Genomic DNA, 18,202 nt, shown 5'->3' on the forward strand with positions numbered 1-18,202 from the left:
AGCACACTGAAGCGATGCTCAAAGTGAAAATGCTCAATAGAATGACTGGGCTAGGTATGCCTGAATATCAGGGAAACAGCTGAAACCACAGTGCTGCTTGAGCTATCAGGATTTGATCAACAAGGCCTGTCCAAATAAGTAAACAGGACGGCTATATCAAACAGAGTATGCTGCAATCCAGGCAATGATAGGAGTGGCTGAAAGTATGGCCTTAATGAACGTCTTGCAGCCCTGGAATAGGGTTTCTTATTCATAGAGATAGATCAGGCAAGAAAAATAGTAAAAATTTTCTATTTAATTGGTTTAAATTTTCCCACTGTAGGGGGTTATATAGTGAAGAAATCTATAGATGAATGAAGCTGAGGTTGCAATTGAAAAATTAAAGTCTGGTGAGGTATTCTTCTTCGCTGGATCTGGTATTAGTTACGCTTCCAATCTGCCCAGTGCCTATGCTGTATTAGAGCATACTGTTAATGCGTTACTTCCTGAAAATCTAGCCGCTGAAGAAAAATCGAATATATGCAAATCAATACAGCCGGAAGTATTTTATGAGTCAGTTATCGGAATGACTCAGACATACGAATCCCTGAATATTTGGAAGTCATTGTACAAAGGCGCTCAAGCAAATCACCAGGTGGAGTGTGAGCCTAACCTAGCTCATCTGTTTATTGCTGAATATTCGAACAGGAATCGATTGCCTATCATCACCACTAACTTTGATTCCATGTTTGAGCAGGCTGCGGAAGCGTTGGGTGTGAAGTATCGGGTATTTCTTCCCTCTGATGCTCCGCCTTGCTTAGATGAAGAGTTGCTGTGCATCTGCAAAGTACATGGCAGTATTCAAGATCATCAAGGTGAATATTCTCCTCAGTCTTTATGGATGACAATGACACAGATAACAGCAGTGAATACTAAATGGATTGAGTATATAAGTGGAGTGATGGAACGTAAGCACTTGTGTTTCGTCGGGTATAGTGGGCGCGATATTGATTTGTTCCCGTATTTATCTGAAGCGCCGGTTAAAAGAGCTGCAAAAAGGATCGTTTGGGTCAACAGATTTGATGGTGATTATTCCGATAACCTTTCAAGGGCCTGTAATGCACTGCGGATAAACCTATGGCCAAGTGAGTTATTTGAATTGTCACTCAGTGCACTCGCTATGTCGGAGTTTCGGGCCAAAAAAGCAAATCAAGACCATGAGAATAGAGTCGCTGCGTTGCTTACCTATCTTGAAACTGACTTGATACAAAAGAACTTGCTGTCTGTGTACGAAAAAGCGCTAATGTACTGTATTTTGTTGGCGAAACTGGGAAAATACCGCAAGGCATACGAATGCGCTCTAGACTTAGAATGTAACAAGCTTACATATCTAACACGACCATCTAGTAAGCGTCTGCTGTTGTTAACGTGTGCAAGACTGAGCCACGAAATATCGAGATATGAAAGCTGTCGTGCCTACGCCAAGCAAGTATTGAACACGCTAAAAAATAAGCCTGAACCAGATGTAAATGCCGAGCTTCAGGCTCGCTGTTTGGTGAGTGAATCTCTGCGTATGGAGATTCCCAATGATATGTATTTTATCCAACGCAAAACATTCAAAGATTACCTCTATATTTTATATGTTGTTGGGCATTTCGCTTACTCATCCATTACAAATCGTATAGCGATTCGAGCTGGCGGGTTGGCTTATTCCAGGCTTAATGCAGAAACGCAGCACGAGTTAATTGAACACCATATACGGTTTACCGCAATTATTCAGTCAGTGCTTGGGTCGCCTCAGCGAGGATGGAATAACTTTGTAAAAAGTTATCTTGGACACAAGTGGGAAGATATTAGGGAAATGAGTTATCGCTCTGGGTACTCTGCTGGTATTGCGAACGCCGGTAAGTTCAAGTACCGGCTCGATCCAACTGAAAAAGCAAAGGCTGAGTCTGCCAATATATATAGCCTGACTTCCTCGGCGACAGGAGCTGAGCTTCTTATCCGAAATGAAGCGGATAAGTTATTACGGGAAAAACAATATGATAAATGTCGACATAAATTCCTGGAGTATGCGGATATGGCGAAAATGAGTGGAAACACGTTAAACGAGATCAAAGGGATTATTGGTTTTGCATACTCTAATCAGATGGAAGGCAAGGCCTACATACTGCCTGCGTCACTAAAACAACGGTATTGCGCACTAGCAGGTATGGTGGAAGGTAAGCGTTGGGAGCAATATTTGTCATATGTTGAGCATAAAATTTCTAATGAAGATCCGGAGAAAGACGAAAGTTCTTATTGAAGTCCGTTGAATACTAACTCAGACAAGGCCATTCAGGTGCTGTGCAAATTCATGCTCGAACTGATCTAGCTTCTCCACTTTTAATTTATTGTATGTCAAATACATGTAATCATTAAACTGGCGCAATAGGCTCCAGCAGGTTACACGTTTTTTAAGCCTTGTTTGTTCTGCCGGGTTCTCACTGTAGAGCGCGATAGCGCGGGTTTGTAACGCTGAGTCGGCGATGGGGCCGCTGCTGTGCCAGTTGAGCAGGGCCAAATCGAAGGCCGGATCGCCAAAGTGGGCGCGCTCCCAGTCTATAGGGACAAGTTGCTGAGCAGGGGTAACGATGAGGTTGCCGGGGTGAAAGTCGCCGTGATTGAGCGTAAAGGTGTTAACCCTGGCAAAGAGAGGCTGGTGTGCCTGCAATACCGGGTGCAGTGAGTGGTAAAGCTCGGTCAGTTTGGCGCGTTCAGTGGTGCGACTGCGAAAATATCGCCAGACGGCGGTGAGGTGGTTTGCCGGGTTCAGGGTCAGCCCGGTAGGTACATTAACTTTGCCGTGGCGCGGTGCGCTTATCCGATGGATTTGTTTGAGCAGGTGGATCACCTGCTCAAAGTTGAGTGCCGTCCAGTCAGGCATGCTTGTTCCAGTAATATAAGGGCGTAATAGCGTCTGCTGGCCATTTTCACTTTGGTGGAGTTCAACCGGCTGCGCAAAGCGGGTGGATGTCAGCAATGCGTATACGCTGGCCTCAGTTTCCAGCCCTGAATAATTGCGACCAAGTGAGCGTTTACATACCCAGAGGGCTCCGTCATCTCTTGTCTGTAGCGTGTTATTGTGGGTCAGGCCGCCATTTAGCGGCCTGTGCTGTGCACGCTTGCGGTGCAATTGTGGCAATGCATTCACACTCATGCGGTTATTTTGCACTTTAACGCTGACGATTAACGTCGATCCGGATGCGTCCACTGGTAGGGCTGCATGGGCGAGTCCAGTTTGGTTTTGGCCAGGGCATTGGTAAAATTGGAGATAAGCTTTGCGGCCAGGCCAGTCAATACTTCCAGCGCTTGCTGTTTGTTGTATCCGGCAGCGAGAAAAGCATGTAATGCGTCATCGCCAATGTGGCCCTGTTTGGTCAGCAAGGCTTTTACAAAGTCCTGAAGCGCCTGTAGTTTGCTGTCGGGCAGCGGGGTGCCTTCGCGCAGTGCGGTGATCAGCGCCTCGGGCATACCAGCAGATTTCATCATCCAGGTGTGGCCCGGTACACAGTAGTGGCAGTTATTTTCATAGTTGGCGGTCATAAAAACCACCTGCTGTTCAACTGCCGATAAGCTGCTGTCCTGCATAAAAGCGGTAAAGGTGTCGTTATACGCCTTATAGGTGACGGCCGACTCAGCCAGTACTTTGTGCAGATTGGGCAACATGCCAAAGCTGGCCAGCGACTGTTCCATCAGCGGCTTAGACTCTTGTGGTGCCGTATCGGGTTCATAATAGGTAAACATGGTTTTTCTCCTGCGCAATTCGGCTTAGCGGTGCATGCCGCGAATGGGATAATTGTTATCCGGGTCACGGATCCAGGCCAGTCCGTTGACCAGTGAGGTCAGATCCGGGCGAACAAACGGGTTGTTAGAGATGTCAGCCACCTGGATATTGCCGGCTTCATTGACGACAAACAGTCCGGGTTCCGCAAACGGATGATCGGTTTCCTGGGATGAACGCGGATCAGAAATAAACAGGCCCAGTGTTTTCATGTGCTCAAGTCTCAGGCCATACCCCAGCTCAAAAGACACATCCAGCTGCTCGCTGTGGCTTTGCAGTTGCGCCAGGCTGTCGCCCGACACGGCAACAATATCGACCTTAATAGTGGCCAGCTTATCTTTGAACTGCGCCAGCTCATTAAGGTAGCGGGTGCACAAGGGGCAATGACGACCCCGATAAACCAGCACCAGCTGCCAGCGCTGCTCATTGTTGGCCTTTGCCAGAGTGCGGGTGCTGCCATCGGGTAAATCCACCTGAATATCCGGAAACGGGCTGCCGGGATGAAGTTTTTGGGTGTACTGTTCTGCCTGGCTCATGAGTATTCCTTAAAAGTGGGTGTTTAAATGGGTTTCTAAGCGTGCAAGGTCGCGCTCAATGTCTGCGTTTTTCATCACATCAAAACAGCTAAACGTAGGTATAGACTGCATGCCAAAGAACTTAAAGTTCATATGTGCCGGAAAGAGTAAGTCATCTACACTTTTGCCTTCAAAAAACTCGTGCTCGTCATTAAACGACTCCGCCGGGGCGTTAAAGGTCACAGACAGCATATAGCGTGTATCAGTGAGCGTTCCGCCGCAACCATAATTGGCTTTGGGCTTGTCTGCTGAGCGGCCATCGCCGTTACACAATGCACCACCCATGCCTGCGGTGTAGATCTCGTCCATGTACTTTTTAAATGACCAGGGCAGGCCCATCCAGTTAATGGGTGATTGCAGGATCACTACGTCGGCCCAGCGATGCAGCTCAAGTTGCTGCTCACTATCCAGCGGCTCAGCCATAGTAACGACCCGGGTTTCAAAACCTTTGGCATTGAGGTGAGAGACCATTTTGTCCACCAGGGTGGCGTTTAGTTTCCCCTCAGAAAATGGGTAATACTGATGAGCATTTATGATCAGGGCTTTATTCATGTCAATTCTCCGGTAGGCTTAATGATTTGTGTGGTTTATAATAGTAACCTGAAGTATTTATTCAATTAGTTTACTTTTGGTAACCACCCTGATTTTGGAGTGCTGACTGTGGAAAGTGTCGTTAAAACAGATAGTAAGGGCAAAAAAAAGTTTTAAATGCCTGTCTGGAGCCCTGTGCCATCGAAAAAGGCATGCGTCTGATTGGCTCAAAGTGGACGGGGTCGATTATTTATCATCTTAAAGATGAGCCCGTCAGGTTTAACGATCTGGCCAGAATGCTTGGCGGTGCCAGCAAAAAAATGGTTGATCAGCGCCTCAAAGAGCTCGAAGCACGGGGCATGGTGTTGCGTACAGTCGTGAATGAACGTCCGGTGGCGGTCACTTATGAACTGACTGAGTTTGGCCGCTCGGCACTGCATATTCTGGAGCAACTGCGGGTCTGGTCTGAGTCTCATCAACTTGATTAAGGTAAAAGTATGAGTAAGCCGATCGTAAAGTGATCAGACCATGCTGCAAAAATCAACATGCCCGGATCCAGATCAAGTTTTGTTTATTCGATGTAAATAAATATGGCTTAATTGTTTATTCCGGGTTAATCTTCTTTCGTTCACAGGAGATGAGCTGAACGTGCCTAAAATAGGGCATAGACGAGCGAAAGGAACCGGAAAAACGGTTGTACACTTTTAAGCAGTTAACTTTTAATTATCATTTTAAGTTACCCTCAGCGTCAATGGCTCTCGCCTGTCCTGTAAATCAAGCGCATTTATTGCGCCTGATGATGTATCACTACACGAGAGAGACAAGCTATGAAATCACTTAAGCGCACCAGAGATATAACGCCTCTGCCTTCGCGCAATTTCAAAATTACCGTCGATGACCAACTTGTGGAGGCCTGTGAAGGGGAAACCGTTCTGTCGGTTTTACTGGCCGCCAACTATGCCAGAGTGATGGAAAATGATCGCAAGGTAGCGTCAGGAGCCTATTGTGGTATGGGTGTATGCCATTGTTGTCAGGTTAAGATCAATGCAAAGCACAAACAGCGTGCCTGCCAGACCCTCGTTGAACCGCATATGTCGGTTGAAACCTTAACTAATCGTTTCAAAGAAGAAGGGATCAAACATGACTAGCGAGCGACACGATAAAGTAGTGATTGTCGGCGGTGGTCCGGCTGGTACGGCGGCGGCAGCGGAGTTGGCGCGCCATGGTTTAAAGTCGGTGATTATTGATGAAGCTCCCAAATTGGGTGGGGTGATCTATCGTGGACCGTTACGTCAGACCAATTCGCTACCACATCTGGATGATAACCTGAAGCGTGCCATGACAGCGTTACAAACTCGCTATCAGACTCACAGTGAATCGATTGAAGTCAAAACGCAGACACGGGTCCTGGGCCCGGAAGGCAGCAATCAACTGTTGCTAAGCGATAACTCAGGGCTGAGCCGTCAGCCTTATGGGCACCTGATCCTGGCAACGGGTTGTCACGAGCGCAGTGTGCCGTTTCCAGGCTGGCAGCTTCCCGGGGTAATGCTGCTTGGTGGTGTGCAGTTACAATTAAAAAGCGGTTTAGTCAGGCCCGGACAACGTATGGCGCTGGTCGGTACCGGACCTTTGTTGCCACTGGTTGCCTGTCAGCTGCATAAAGCGGGTGTTGAGGTAGTGGGTGTATATGAAGCCAGCCCGTTTACCAAACTGGCAAAAGAGGCCGTGGCACTGCTCCATAAACCCAAGCTGACGCTGTCGGGTATGAGCATGATGAGCTACCTCAAAAAACACAACATTCCGTTCAAGTACGGCTGGGGTATTGTCAGTGCGCAGGGCAAAGAGCAGCTAAACAGCATTCAGGTTGCGCCCTACGACAGTCAGTGGCGTGCGCAACGTGACCTGGCTGAGCAAGTGGACGTGGACGCCATTGGCGTGGGTTACGGGTTTGTCGCACGGACTCAGCTAGCCATGTTATTGGGCCTGGATCATAGCTACAGTAAGGTCAGCGGCTATGTCCCTGTGCTGGACGAATGGCATCAGAGCCTGAATCATGAGGCATTTGTGGTGGGCGACAGTAATGGGTTGCTTGGGGCTGATGCAGCCATTTGTGAAGGGCAGCTGGCAGCACTACGTTTGGCCTGGCAATGTGGAAAAATCACTGAGTCTCAGCTGTTCAACCGAGCAACCAAGGTTAAAAACAAGCTGGCACGCATTAAAAAGTTTCGCTTTGGCTTTGACCGTTTCTCAGACCGTCAGAGCGGTTTATTGTCTCTGGCACAACCCGAGACGGTGGTCTGTCGCTGTGAACAAGTACGTCGGGAGCAGCTGGACGAAGCGATTGCACAAGGTGTTAAAGACATCACCAGCCTGAAGATGCGAACGCGCATTGGAATGGGTGATTGTCAGGGCAAAACCTGTGGCTCTTATGCACTGGATTACCTGCATCAGGCAGGTCTGACCGAGAATATCGGCGTCATCAAACCGCGTTTTCCTCTTGATCCTATCCCCTTTACCTTAATGGAATGAACACAATGAAAAAATATGATGTTGTCATCGCCGGCGGCGGTGCTGTGGGTGCGGCGTGCGCATACTTTTTGAGTCGCGATACCGATTTAAAAATCGCGTTAATTGATTTAAAGAAGCCCGGTAACGCTTCACGCGCTTCGGCGGGCGGACTGTGGGCGATTGGTGAATCGGTTGGTCTGGGTTGTGGGGTGATCTTTTTCAAGACTTTGTCTAAGTTGCACAGTGAAGCGCAGGGCAAGGATGTACCTGTGATGCGCCCGCATCAGCTGCCAGATTGCTTTTTTGAATTTGCCCTGACGTCTAACAATATGTATCCGGCGCTGCATCAGGAAATGCTGGAAAAACACGGGGTGGATTTTAAATTTGAGCGCACGGGTCTGAAGTTCATTATGTATAACGAGGAAGACAGGTTATACGCTGAGCAGATCACTCAGGGGATCCCGCATCTGGCTGATCAGGTACGCTGGCTGGATGCCGAGGAGCTTAAAAAGGAAGAGCCTTATGTAACCGATGATGCCATTGGCGCTATCGATTTTATCTGTGATCATCAGGTGAATCCGTATCGTCTGGTCGATGCCTACCTGGAGGGGGCGCGCCAAAACGGCGTCTCTTTGTATCTGAACACCGAAGTGACCTCAGTGATCCGCAACGGCAATGTGGTGGAAGGGGTGAAAACCGCTGACGAAACCTTTTTCTGCGATACTTTGATCAATGCATCCGGTGCCTGGGCCAATACGCTGTATCAACAGGCAACCGGGCGCACTATGCCGGTTTATCCGGTCAAGGGGCAGATTGTCCTCTCGGAGCGGATGCCTAAGATCATGAATGGCTGTATCAGTACCAGTGACTGTTACATCGCGCAAAAAGACAATGGCGAAATCCTGATCGGTTCATCTACGGAAGAGAAGGGCTTCGATACCACCAACAGCCTGGACAAAATTCAGGAGCTGTCACAGGGCGCAATGAAGTGTTTACCTATTTTGAAAGAGTCGAGCATCAAACGTTGCTGGGCAGGGTTACGTCCGGGTACGCCGGATGAGCTGCCGATCCTTGGGGCGGTCGAAGGGATTGACGGGTATCTGAATGCCTGTGGCCATTTTCGAACCGGTATTCTGACCTCTGCCATTACAGGGCTGTTGATGACCGAGCTGGTGACGGGCAAAAAAACGACGCTGGATCTGACGCCGTTTAGCGTTGAGCGCTTCGAAGAAGCAGCGCAAAAGGCAGGTTAAAATCTCATAACTTACAAACGCACAGGGAGCAAGGATGCTCCCGAATTCACTCTCCTTGCTGGCTTGTTTTATGTCAAAAAAGCGTCATATCGAATACGCAAAGCTTCATTGATTACTCCTTAACACTTGGTTGCATTCGTGGTACAGTTTCGCTTGAAATTGTTATAATATATCATAATGAAGGATTGATAATGAAACCCTTACACTCCGCGTGCCGTTTAAGTGTACTCTCTTTGTCTCTTGCGGCGGCGTTTTCTGTCTCTGCTGATAATGCTATTGAAACCATTGAAGTTACAGGAGAACGTCAGGCCTATCGTGGTAACTTTAGCCATCTCCAGTCACCCGAATCCCTGTTTGAATTCGACGCTGAATTAATAGCACAAACCGGTGCAACCGGGCTTACTCAGGTACTGGATATGTCGGCGTCGGTGAGTCGCCAAAATAGTCTGGGTGGCTTGTGGGACAGCTTCGCTATTCGGGGCTTCTTTGGCGATGAAAATGTGCCCAGCGGTTATCTGGTGAATGGATTTAATGCAGGCCGCGGATTCTCGGGCCCGCGAGACGTGTCGGGTATTGAACGAGTCGAGGTGTTAAAGGGTCCAAAGGCTGCGCTGTTCGGTCGTGGTGAGCCGGGTGGCTCGATTAACCTGGTTACTAAGAAGCCGACTTTCCAGTCTGCCAGCGAGTTTGAACTGACTGTGGGCAGTCGCGCCCACCGCCGCCTGGAAGGTGATGTGAATGCGGTGTTGTCGGAGTCGCTAGCTGGTCGCTTTATTGGTTTCTATCAGGAAGAAGACAGCTTTCGCGACACTATAGAAACGCAAAAGCATGGCGTGATGGCATCATTCGTGTTCGACCAAAGTGCCGACTCAACCTGGCATTATGACTTTGAGTATGCCGAGCAGGAAATCCCGTTTGACCGCGGTATTATCGCGCCAAATGGCAACTTTGACTTTATGCCCATCGAGCGTTTCCTGGGCGAGCCGGACGATGGCCCGACAACGACTATGGTACATGGCCATCAGCTTAACTGGTTGTACGACCTGAACAGTGACTGGCAGCTTAGCTCTGCGCTGGCATACAGACAAACTGAGCTGGACAGCCTGTCTAGCGACGCTGATATTGCGCCGTCCAGACAAAAGCTTTACTTAGATTTTCAGACCCTGACACGTCAGCACCGACAGCGCGCTTATGATACCGATCAGTATGTGGCACGGTTTGAATTGGCAGGGGATATCACTACAGGCTCAATCAAACACCACATCATCGTGGGTGTTGACTACGACCGTTTTGAGTTTGACAGAGACTATCGGGTTGCCCGCGCACCGGCATTAAGTACCAACCCAACCGATGCACAGCTTTATGCCATCAATATTCATCAGCCAGTGTATGGTCAGCATACACCGCCAACGCCAGCCCCGGTGATTGTGCGCCAGCAAAATCAATGGGCAACCGGTTTTTATATCCAGGATCAGATAGCGCTGACGGATGCATTTCAGGTGCGTATTGGCGGTCGTTTTGACTGGCTAAAACAAACCACAGACGACAAGATCAGAATGCAGAGTGCAGATCAGTCTGAGCAACACTTTAGCCCGCAGCTGGGTCTGGTATATCAGTTCAGTGATAACTGGTCACTGTACTCAACCTATGGCGAAGGTTACCGCCTGAACTTTGGTACGGACTACAAAGGAGAAGGCTTTGATCCGAACCAGAGCGAGTCAATCGAGTTCGGCAGTAAATGGTCTCTGTTAGATGATAGCCTGGATATTACACTGGCGTATTTTGACAGTGAGCAGACCAACATCATCGTTGCTGATATCAATAATCCCGGCTTTAGTGCCGCCATTGGTCAGGCTACGAGCCAGGGTATTGAGCTGGACGTGGTGGGCCAGCTACCAGCAGATGCGCAGATCCAGTTCTCATTTACCCACCTGGATGCACAGGTTGATAAAGATTCCATTGATACCGGTCTGGGCGTCGCCATTAAAAAAGGCGACGACCTGCTAAATATCCCTGAGAACGCGGCCAGCATTCAGCTGAGCCAGCAATATTCGGTGTTTGGTAATGCCTTGTCGGCAGGTGTGGGTGCTCAGTATGTGGATGAGCGCCTGGGTCAGCGTGGCACGGACTTTTATCTGCCTTCTTATGTGACTGTGAACCTGTTTGCAGAGTATGCGATAAGTCCCCGCTGGTCTGTAAAGGCGCAGGTGCATAACGCCTTTGATCGCCAGCACTTCACCAACTCATACTCTCAGATGTGGGTGCAACCGGGTGAGCCGCGCAAGGTCTTAGTGTCGACTTCATATCAGTTCTAATTTGCCCACAGACCTTTTGAGTCGTTTAATGTGCCCTGGTGCTCCCTGCCTGGGCACATTTTTTTGTTTGAAACTTTGCTTGTTTTAGAGTTTGAATAGAAAAAGCCCGGCACTGATTGCCGGGCTTTTTGATGCTAGGCCAGCAGACGCCTGATTGGTCTCAGCAAGGCGCCAGACACCTCCTTGATATCTTCGAGCATCACATACATACAAGGCACCATAATTAGTGTGACCCCGGTTGCAAACAACACGGAGAAGCTCAGCGATATGGCCGTTGGGATCACAAACTGCGCCTGCAGGCTCGACTCAAACATTATGGGTACCAGGCCTAAAAAGGTGGTCAGTGAGGTGAGCAAGATGGCTCGAAAGCGGCTAATTCCAGCACCGATAACCGAAGTTTTAATTTCCAGGCCGGCTGATCTGTAGCGGTTGATCACATCCGTCATAACCAGGGAGTCATTGATCACCACCCCAGCCGCCGCAACAATACCAAAAATCGACATCATGCTCAGGCTATAGCCAAGCAGGTAATGACCCCACAGTGCGCCGACCATGGAAAAGGGGATCACAGACATCACCAGGACAGGTTGCAGGTAGCTTTGCAGCGGCAGGGCCAGCAGACAATACACAACCAGTAAACCTACCAGACCAAATACCAGCACCTGGCTCTGTTCCTGTCGCTGTGCTTGCAGTGTGACGCCGGGCTGGGTAGTGAGTCCCGGGTGGGCCTGAGTCAGCTCGCTCAGCAGCTGTGACTCTATGTGTTCGGTTACGTGAGCAATGCTTGTGTATTGTTCATCCACATTGGCACTGATTGTAGCGACCTGATAGCCCTGCTCACGGCTAATGCTCGAAAAGCCGGGCACTTCAACGGTATGCGCCACATCACCAAAGAACACCTGCTCGCCATTTGGTAAGGTGATCAGCGTGTGGTCGAGGGCACTCAATTGCTGACGGTCGGCCTGTGCACCTCGCACTTTGAACACGACTTCCTGGCCTTCACGCATGACGCGTTGCACTTCAAGACCATAGAATCGCGCCCCTACTTGTCGGGTAACGTCTTTTGCGCTCAGGTTTAGCTGGTGCGCCAGTGGCTTAAGTTGGATCTGATATTCAGTCTGCGCACTATCGAGTGAGGAGTAGACGCTGTGAACACCGCTGATCCTATTCAGTTTGTCGATCATTGCCCGGCTGGCCTGATAAAGGGTTTCAGCATCGTTGGCAAACAGGCGGTACTCCAGATCCGTTTTCTCAGCAATGTCGATCACATCGGATTCTATGGTCAGCTTTTTTACACCAGGTATATCAGGTAACTGTTCCCGCCAACGTCTGGCCAGTTCAAAGGTATCAAACGGGCGCTCTGCTTCTGGCACCAGAGGAACGACTACTTCGGCCTCCGTCAGGTGATCGATGCGGGTATACATGACATCCATCATTGGCTTACCAGTCTGAGTTCGGATATCTTGCTCAACACGGTTAATCAGGGTTTCAATTTGCTCAACGGCGGCCACAGTGTGTGCTTCGGACACACTGTGGTCCATCTGAATATTAATTGACGGATAATCATGGGGCACTTTGGGAACGGGTGTAAAGCGCAACAAGCCATTGATGATCAGGCAAATAGCCAGAGCCAGCAAACACATAAATCCAACGATGACCGCATAGCGATAGTGAATACAGTGTTTGAGTAAGGGCGCATAATGGTTGTTCAGCAGTTGTTGAAGCTTGCTGTTAAAGCGGTTACGCCAGTGCTCAGCTGGCTTGGGCGGTAAACGCGTTGCAGCCAGGTGTGCAGGTAAGATCAGCTTAGATTCAATTAAGCTGAAAAACAGACATAAAATACACACACCCGCGATGGCTATGAACTGCCCTGAGTTAGGACCGCTGCTGAACATAAAGGGCATAAAGACGGCGATGGTGGTCAGTACGCCGAAGGTGGCTGGCATAGCCACTTTTTGTGCCCCTCTGATCACCTGCTGCGAAGAGTGGCCATTTGACTCAACTTCCTCGCAGACGCTTTCGCCTATCACTATGGCGTCGTCCACGACAATGCCCAGCACCATGATAAAGGCAAATAAGGAAACCAGATTCATGGTGATCCCGAATATCGGCATCAGCCAGAAAGCGCCCAGCATGGACACTGGCAGGCCCAGCATCACCCAGATAGCAAGCCGGGTACGTAAAAATACGGCCAGCACGATAAATACCAAAATGGCACCCTGAGCGAGGTTTTCCAGCATCATATTGAGGCGACCCTGCAGATAGAAAGTCACATCAACAAACTCATAGATGTTGATGTGTTCAGGCAGCGCCTGACGTTTGTAGCCAACATAAGCTTTAACCTGAGCAACGACATCGGTTAGTGACTGTTCTTTGGCCGCCAGAACCATGATGTAAACGGCCTGCTTGCCATTAAAGCGCCCGGCATCCAGGGTTTCACGGAATCCATCTTTGATGGTTGCGATATCACGCAGGTACACGGTCTCACCTAAAGGGCCAGTGATAATGGGTGTGCTGGCCAGGGCTGAGCCCTGGTAGCCCCGCTGTGCCAGTCTGAGGTAGATGTTACCGCGCGCGGTTTTTATCTCACCGGCAGACACGTTATCGGCCTGTGTCTGGATTGCACGCACTACGTCCGACAGGCTGAGATTGTACTCCCGTAACTTGAGTGGCGACAGCTCAATGGCGACTTCATAGTCGGGAATGGCTGAGAGGTCGACGTGTGCAATCCCGTCAAGTTGCAGTAGCTCTTCTCTTAGTTCATTCCCGAGCTTCCTCAGTTCGAGTGGGTTATCCGGGCCGGATAACACGACGCTCAGCGCGCGCTGACGCTGTGCCCGCTCAACAATTTGCAGCGGCTCCATGGCGGGTGGAAAGGTGGCAATGGCATCCAGCTTCATTTTGATTTCATCCAGACGATGTGCCAAAACCTGATCGTGTTCCAGCTCTATCTCCACCCGGCCACGCGAGGGGGTCGCCTGGCTGGTGAGGCGTTTAATGCCGACCTGAGGCTTCAGCGCCTGTTCAATTTTGAGTAGTATATTTTCTTCTACTTTTTTGACTGAGGCGCCCAGCTCGGTGGCAGTGACAACAATTTTATTGTTGTCGGAGACAGGAAAGGTTTGTCGCTGGATCCCCTGATAGCTCAGCAAGCCCATACAAACGATAAACAGCATCAACAGATTTGTGGCGACCGGGTGATGAACAAAATAGCCGATCAGTTTACTTTGCTGGCTCATTGCGTGTCTCCTTTAACGGCCAGCTGGGTATGTGGGACAGGGGCGCGCACTTGCATACCTGTTTGCGGATAATCAGGTAGTCGAGTGACCAGCTGATAATCTGAGTGGGGCGGGGCACTGATCAGTACACTACTGTGCTCTCTGCGCAGCACCTTAGCGGAGTATTGCACTAGCCTGTGTTCTGGGCTCAGTAACCAGAGCGTGTCATCTTTAACCCACTCCTGAGGCACTTTCAGGACGTTTTTAAGTGTAATGCCGGCTATTTCAGCCTGCAAAAACTGCCCAAAGTGTACGGCAGGCAAAGTGCTGTGAAGTGCATAAGGGTCGTCTATTCTGATCACATAATAGGCCATTCGGGTGGTATCGCTGAGCTGGCCTGTATGACGTGTGAGTGTGCCCCAGCGCTGGTTGTTTCGGGCTATGACCCTGACATCGGCTGCTGGCAGGGGAGGCAAAAAAGGCTGGTCAAACTGGGCGACAGGCACATGCAGTTCACCATAACTCAGGTTGATCAGCTGGCCAAGTGGCTGACCTGCCTGAATGACCTGACCAAGGCCAGTATCGCGTTTTGCAACCAGTGCATCGTAAGGGGCGTAGTAGTGGGTGCGTGCCAGGTGCTTTTGGGCCTGTGCCAGTTCTGCTTCCGCTGCTTTTAGGTGTGCGCGGGCGCTGGCAATCTGAGGCTTTCTGAGTGCAAGATCGGTGACGTGTGGACTGTCTGCCCATTCTTTTTTTGCCACATCAGCCAATGCGATTTGTTCAGACAAGCGGGCATGAGCCAGGGCGAGTTCTGCCTGTTTGTTGAGTAACTGAGTCTGGTAATCAAAGGGATCAAGTCTGGCCAGTACGTCTCCTTTTTTAATGATCCCACCTTCAATGAACCCGGCGTTGAGCCAGGCAATTTTGCCAGGGAGTTCAAAGGCAACGTCTGTTTGCTCGGCCGGTTTTAAAACCCCTGATAAATGTAAAGTAGTCTGGTGATCTGTGGGTATCAAGGCTGTACTCGATACCTGTGGCAGCACGGTTTGCTGAACCTGATCCTCTTTAGGGGCTTTGGCGAGTGTCACTAACGCGACACAGGCAGAACTACCCAAAAGCAGCACCAGGAGCAGGGCAACCGAACGATGCTTAAATAGATGATAAAAAGACTTATTTTTATTTGTGTCCATGAATATTTCCCTGCTTGTCACTTAACTTTCATCGTAAAATATTTGTTTCGTAAAAATTTTAAGTAACTCACTTAATTAAAAATTATTGAATAAAGAGGTTTACACATAAATAACCCTTGCGTTATGTTATAACATAAAATCGGAACGGTACAGTAGTGACTTACTTATGACTATCGCGAATCACGTAGGGATCCACGCCTCGCAAATTGTGGACGTTTATGAACAAATTCATAGCATGGAGACGCTAATCATCAACGCCCAAACCATGGCGGTCTTTGATCGGTTTCTGGGTTTGCTATCAAACGAGCACGGCAGTGAGTTTGCCGAGCAGGTCCTTGAACAGGCCAAAATAAAGGCCATTAAACCTCAGATCCAACACTTGTTTAGTATGGCATCCAGTATGTACGAGCGACACTGGGCGGAGCGTCTTGTTAACAGTGATGCACCTGATCAGGTACTTCGAGATGAGTATCCGTATTTCAACCACTATCAACGCGCTACGGGTCTGGAAATTAACGCCATTCATTCGCTGTCAGCAGAGCCGGTAAAGCGGGTCCTGATGGTCGGCTCCGGCGCACTACCACTGACCTCTATGGCCTTGTATAACGCAGGGCTGCAAGTGGATAACCTCGATATTCAGCAGGATGACCTGTTGCTTGGTAAGCAGGTTTGTGGCGCGTTGTCGGCTGACAATCAGATGAAGTTTATTCACAATGATATCTGTAAACAGGCAGAACTGACCCAGTACGATGTTATCTGGCTTGCCGCTCTGGTTGGAGATGCGCAGCTCAAAGGTAAAATTATTGCGCACTTATATGAACAAATGCGCCCGGGTGCGCAACTGGTGGTTCGCACTGCCTTCAACCTGCGCACGCTGTTATATCCAAGTGTGGATGAGGCCGGGCTGGCGCCATTTCAGCTGAAACTGAAGATCCAGACCTATGCCGATAACTTTCATTCTATTTTGATTGCTCACAAACCGGTTTAGTTGTCATGTCGATAGTTACCTCTTACCTTAGGCTCAGCGCCCAATACCGCTGGATGCTCATCGCAGCTTTTGTGTTTAATCTCGGCTTTTACATGCTGATCCCGTTTTTAGCGGGTTACCTCAAACAAGACTTGCTGCTGAGCGCCACCCTGGTTGGACTGGTTTTGGGTGTGCGCTCTTTTTGTCAGCAAGGATTGTTTTTGGTTGGTGGTCTGCTGGCCGACTTGTTTGGCGTGAAGAAGCTGATAGTGATCGGGTGTTTACTTCGGGCACTCGGGTTTTGTCTGTTTCTGTTGTCTCAGATCACAGAGGTTCTGTTTTTAGCAGCTTTTCTGAGCGGCTTTGCTGGTGCCTTGTTTACCCCAGCAGCCCAGTCTTACTTTTCTAAACAAACCGAGCTGAGTCGTGCGCAAATGTTTGCGCTGGTAGGCGTGGCCAGAAATGGCGGTGAGTTACTGGGTCCGGTGTGCGGCTTATTACTTCTGAGTGTCAGCTTTGATGTGTTATGTGTGGTCTCAGCGTTACCTTTTGCACTGTTTGCGTTACTGTTTACGGCGTTGTTGCCGGGTAAACAGGCTAAAACGAGTAACGCGTCAGCTAAGGAAAGCTCGAAGGAAGGCGGCGTATCGGCTATGATTGCAGGTGTACTGGGCAACCGCACATTCATCCTCTTTTCGCTGATCATGTCGGGCTATTTTATGCTGATTAATCAGATCTCATTTGCCATCCCGCTACATATCGTCAATCAGTCAGGCGCACCGGGAGATGTCGCCTGGGTGCTGACCTTGTGTGCACTTATCTCTATTTGCTTTCAATTTCCGGTCACGCGGCTGTGCGAGCGTTATCTGTCTCCTGATCAGTGGATCAGCATCGGCATAGCTCTGATGGGGCTGTCTTTTGCCAACTTGATCCCGGTCTGGCCTTATCAGGGCGGTGTATTGTATTACCTGCCAATGAGCCTGCTTGCTGTCCTGTTTACGCTTGGCACTATGGTGAGTTTTCCTTTTATCATGAGCCAGATTTCTGTACTGGCAAAGGATAAGTCGGTGGCCACACACTACGGATTTTTCTATTTATTTGCCGGAGTCGGGTTGATAGCAGGCAGCGCTGTGGTGGGCGTGGCATTCGATTATGCCAGCTTAAGTGACGATCTGGCCTGGTATTGTCTGGTCGTCATCGGCTTGGGCACTGCCATATGTAACACACTGTTTATGTCAACACGCGATGTCCATGCCCAAATTCAAACAACCAGCCCAACCACATCAAAGTAAGGATTAACCATGATTCAACTTACTCAAGCGCAGCAACGAGCCTATATGTCAGACTATCTCGAAAATGGCTGGCGTGAGGAGCGTATGTCTTTTAGTTCCGTCTCTTTAGAGCCCGGTTATATTGACGGTCGCATTAATGTTGAGCATTTTCAAATGCCCGGAGATGGCCGGTTTCATTTCAGTGCGCAAAGCGCCATGATCTGGATCTCTCAGCTTGGTATTATCTACGGCTGTTGGGATAACCAGCTGACCGAAAAAGTGGGGGAAGTCTACCTCAGAGATCTGGACATTAAGTTCAAGCGTACCATCAATACAACCGAAGAAGTTCGCTTTGAAGGCTTCTTCCCTAAGCACTGTAAAAAGCGCTTGTCGGATAATCTTGTGTATTACAAGAATGGTCAGATCCACGTTGAAGGCGGCGCTTTTACAGGGACTGCGAGCTTTTTGGTGCCCACAGCTTAATACCTTAGAGAAATAAAAACTGTTTCTATTTAGTTATTTGATGTTATGTTATAACTAAACATGGCGTTGATTGCGTCTTACCAAACCGC

14 protein-coding genes and 1 pseudogene are annotated in these 18,202 nt (G+C 49.3%); 9 read left to right on the forward strand and 6 right to left on the reverse strand.

Annotation, left to right across the window (positions count from 1 at the left end):
• The first annotated feature begins 349 nt into the window (after positions 1–349).
• Positions 350–2,284, forward strand: coding sequence for an SIR2 family protein (locus tag MHN33_RS17745; protein WP_239399865.1), 1,935 nt, complete (start codon positions 350–352; stop codon positions 2,282–2,284).
• An 18-nt stretch (positions 2,285–2,302) separates the two neighbouring features.
• On the opposite strand, the gene MHN33_RS17750 is transcribed toward MHN33_RS17745, so the two are convergent.
• From MHN33_RS17750 to MHN33_RS17765, 4 genes are read right to left on the reverse strand one after another with little or no spacing between them, the layout of a single operon-like run.
• Entirely contained in the window at positions 2,303–3,232 is a 930-nt protein-coding gene (locus MHN33_RS17750; RefSeq protein ID WP_239399867.1) for an aminoglycoside phosphotransferase family protein, read from the reverse strand.
• Complete coding sequence (locus tag MHN33_RS17755) at positions 3,208–3,765, reverse strand: carboxymuconolactone decarboxylase family protein (protein ID WP_239399869.1); 558 nt, start codon at positions 3,763–3,765, stop codon at positions 3,208–3,210. Before MHN33_RS17755 ends, MHN33_RS17750 begins: the two co-directional genes overlap by 25 nt.
• 24 nt (positions 3,766–3,789) lie before the next feature.
• Positions 3,790–4,338: a redoxin domain-containing protein gene (locus MHN33_RS17760; RefSeq protein WP_239399871.1), complete on the reverse strand. Its 549-nt coding sequence runs from the start codon at positions 4,336–4,338 to the stop codon at positions 3,790–3,792.
• A gap of 9 nt (positions 4,339–4,347) precedes the next feature.
• The gene (locus tag MHN33_RS17765) at positions 4,348–4,929 is read right to left on the reverse strand and encodes an NAD(P)H-dependent oxidoreductase (RefSeq protein ID WP_239399873.1); all 582 of its coding nucleotides are present in this window, start codon (positions 4,927–4,929) and stop codon (positions 4,348–4,350) included.
• A gap of 108 nt (positions 4,930–5,037) precedes the next feature.
• Here MHN33_RS17765 and MHN33_RS17770 point away from each other — a divergent pair.
• The 5 genes and pseudogenes from MHN33_RS17770 to MHN33_RS17790 all read left to right on the forward strand — a co-directional run bounded on the left by MHN33_RS17770 (position 5,038) and on the right by MHN33_RS17790 (position 10,984).
• Positions 5,038–5,396: pseudogene (locus tag MHN33_RS17770) on the forward strand (helix-turn-helix domain-containing protein).
• Positions 5,397–5,735: 339 nt separating this feature from the next.
• Positions 5,736–6,056: a 2Fe-2S iron-sulfur cluster-binding protein gene (locus MHN33_RS17775; protein WP_239399875.1), complete on the forward strand. Its 321-nt coding sequence runs from the start codon at positions 5,736–5,738 to the stop codon at positions 6,054–6,056.
• Positions 6,049–7,437, forward strand: a complete 1,389-nt coding sequence (locus MHN33_RS17780; RefSeq protein ID WP_239399877.1) for an NAD(P)/FAD-dependent oxidoreductase — start codon at positions 6,049–6,051, stop codon at positions 7,435–7,437. Before MHN33_RS17775 ends, MHN33_RS17780 begins: the two co-directional genes overlap by 8 nt.
• A 5-nt stretch (positions 7,438–7,442) precedes the next feature.
• Positions 7,443–8,669 (forward strand): FAD-dependent oxidoreductase, encoded by a 1,227-nt coding sequence (locus MHN33_RS17785; RefSeq protein WP_275442870.1) that lies wholly within the window; start codon positions 7,443–7,445, stop codon positions 8,667–8,669.
• Positions 8,670–8,860: 191 nt separating this feature from the next.
• Positions 8,861–10,984: a TonB-dependent receptor gene (locus MHN33_RS17790; protein WP_239399881.1), complete on the forward strand. Its 2,124-nt coding sequence runs from the start codon at positions 8,861–8,863 to the stop codon at positions 10,982–10,984.
• Between the two features lie 134 nt (positions 10,985–11,118).
• Here MHN33_RS17790 and MHN33_RS17795 read toward each other — a convergent pair whose 3' ends face one another.
• Together MHN33_RS17795 and MHN33_RS17800 are read right to left on the reverse strand one after the other, a co-directional pair.
• A complete protein-coding gene (locus MHN33_RS17795) occupies positions 11,119–14,223 on the reverse strand; it encodes an efflux RND transporter permease subunit (protein ID WP_239399883.1) in 3,105 nt (1,034 codons plus the stop codon).
• On the reverse strand, positions 14,220–15,392 hold the full coding sequence (locus tag MHN33_RS17800) for an efflux RND transporter periplasmic adaptor subunit (protein WP_239399885.1): 1,173 nt from the start codon (positions 15,390–15,392) through the stop codon (positions 14,220–14,222). Before MHN33_RS17800 ends, MHN33_RS17795 begins: the two co-directional genes overlap by 4 nt.
• A gap of 166 nt (positions 15,393–15,558) precedes the next feature.
• Between MHN33_RS17800 and MHN33_RS17805 the strand changes: the two genes are divergently transcribed.
• Genes MHN33_RS17805 through MHN33_RS17815 form a run of 3 tightly spaced genes read left to right on the forward strand, consistent with a single transcriptional unit; the run spans position 15,559 to position 18,113 of the window.
• Entirely contained in the window at positions 15,559–16,380 is an 822-nt protein-coding gene (locus MHN33_RS17805; protein ID WP_239399887.1) for a nicotianamine synthase family protein, read from the forward strand.
• A gap of 5 nt (positions 16,381–16,385) precedes the next feature.
• Entirely contained in the window at positions 16,386–17,651 is a 1,266-nt protein-coding gene (locus MHN33_RS17810; RefSeq protein ID WP_239399889.1) for an MFS transporter, read from the forward strand.
• Between the two features lie 9 nt (positions 17,652–17,660).
• Positions 17,661–18,113: a hypothetical protein gene (locus MHN33_RS17815; protein ID WP_239399891.1), complete on the forward strand. Its 453-nt coding sequence runs from the start codon at positions 17,661–17,663 to the stop codon at positions 18,111–18,113.
• Positions 18,114–18,202 lie beyond the last annotated feature (89 nt).

Origin of the sequence: Pseudoalteromonas sp. OOF1S-7 (genome assembly GCF_022347765.1) — a bacterium.
Lineage (GTDB): Bacteria > Pseudomonadota > Gammaproteobacteria > Enterobacterales > Alteromonadaceae > Pseudoalteromonas.

What these genes read in the sequence shown, in the direction of transcription:
- MHN33_RS17745 (WP_239399865.1), top strand. Translation starts at nt 350, where the DNA reads ATGAATGAAGCTGAGGTTGCAATTGAAAAATTAAAGTCTGGTGAGGTA.
- MHN33_RS17755 (WP_239399869.1), bottom strand. Translation starts at nt 3,765, where the DNA reads ATGTTTACCTATTATGAACCCGATACGGCACCACAAGAGTCTAAGCCG.
- MHN33_RS17760 (WP_239399871.1), bottom strand. Translation starts at nt 4,338, where the DNA reads ATGAGCCAGGCAGAACAGTACACCCAAAAACTTCATCCCGGCAGCCCG.
- MHN33_RS17765 (WP_239399873.1), bottom strand. Translation starts at nt 4,929, where the DNA reads ATGAATAAAGCCCTGATCATAAATGCTCATCAGTATTACCCATTTTCT.
- MHN33_RS17775 (WP_239399875.1), top strand. Translation starts at nt 5,736, where the DNA reads ATGAAATCACTTAAGCGCACCAGAGATATAACGCCTCTGCCTTCGCGC.
- MHN33_RS17780 (WP_239399877.1), top strand. Translation starts at nt 6,049, where the DNA reads ATGACTAGCGAGCGACACGATAAAGTAGTGATTGTCGGCGGTGGTCCG.
- MHN33_RS17785 (WP_275442870.1), top strand. Translation starts at nt 7,443, where the DNA reads ATGAAAAAATATGATGTTGTCATCGCCGGCGGCGGTGCTGTGGGTGCG.
- MHN33_RS17790 (WP_239399881.1), top strand. Translation starts at nt 8,861, where the DNA reads ATGAAACCCTTACACTCCGCGTGCCGTTTAAGTGTACTCTCTTTGTCT.
- MHN33_RS17795 (WP_239399883.1), bottom strand. Translation starts at nt 14,223, where the DNA reads ATGAGCCAGCAAAGTAAACTGATCGGCTATTTTGTTCATCACCCGGTC.
- MHN33_RS17800 (WP_239399885.1), bottom strand. Translation starts at nt 15,392, where the DNA reads ATGGACACAAATAAAAATAAGTCTTTTTATCATCTATTTAAGCATCGT.
- MHN33_RS17805 (WP_239399887.1), top strand. Translation starts at nt 15,559, where the DNA reads ATGACTATCGCGAATCACGTAGGGATCCACGCCTCGCAAATTGTGGAC.
- MHN33_RS17810 (WP_239399889.1), top strand. Translation starts at nt 16,386, where the DNA reads ATGTCGATAGTTACCTCTTACCTTAGGCTCAGCGCCCAATACCGCTGG.
- MHN33_RS17815 (WP_239399891.1), top strand. Translation starts at nt 17,661, where the DNA reads ATGATTCAACTTACTCAAGCGCAGCAACGAGCCTATATGTCAGACTAT.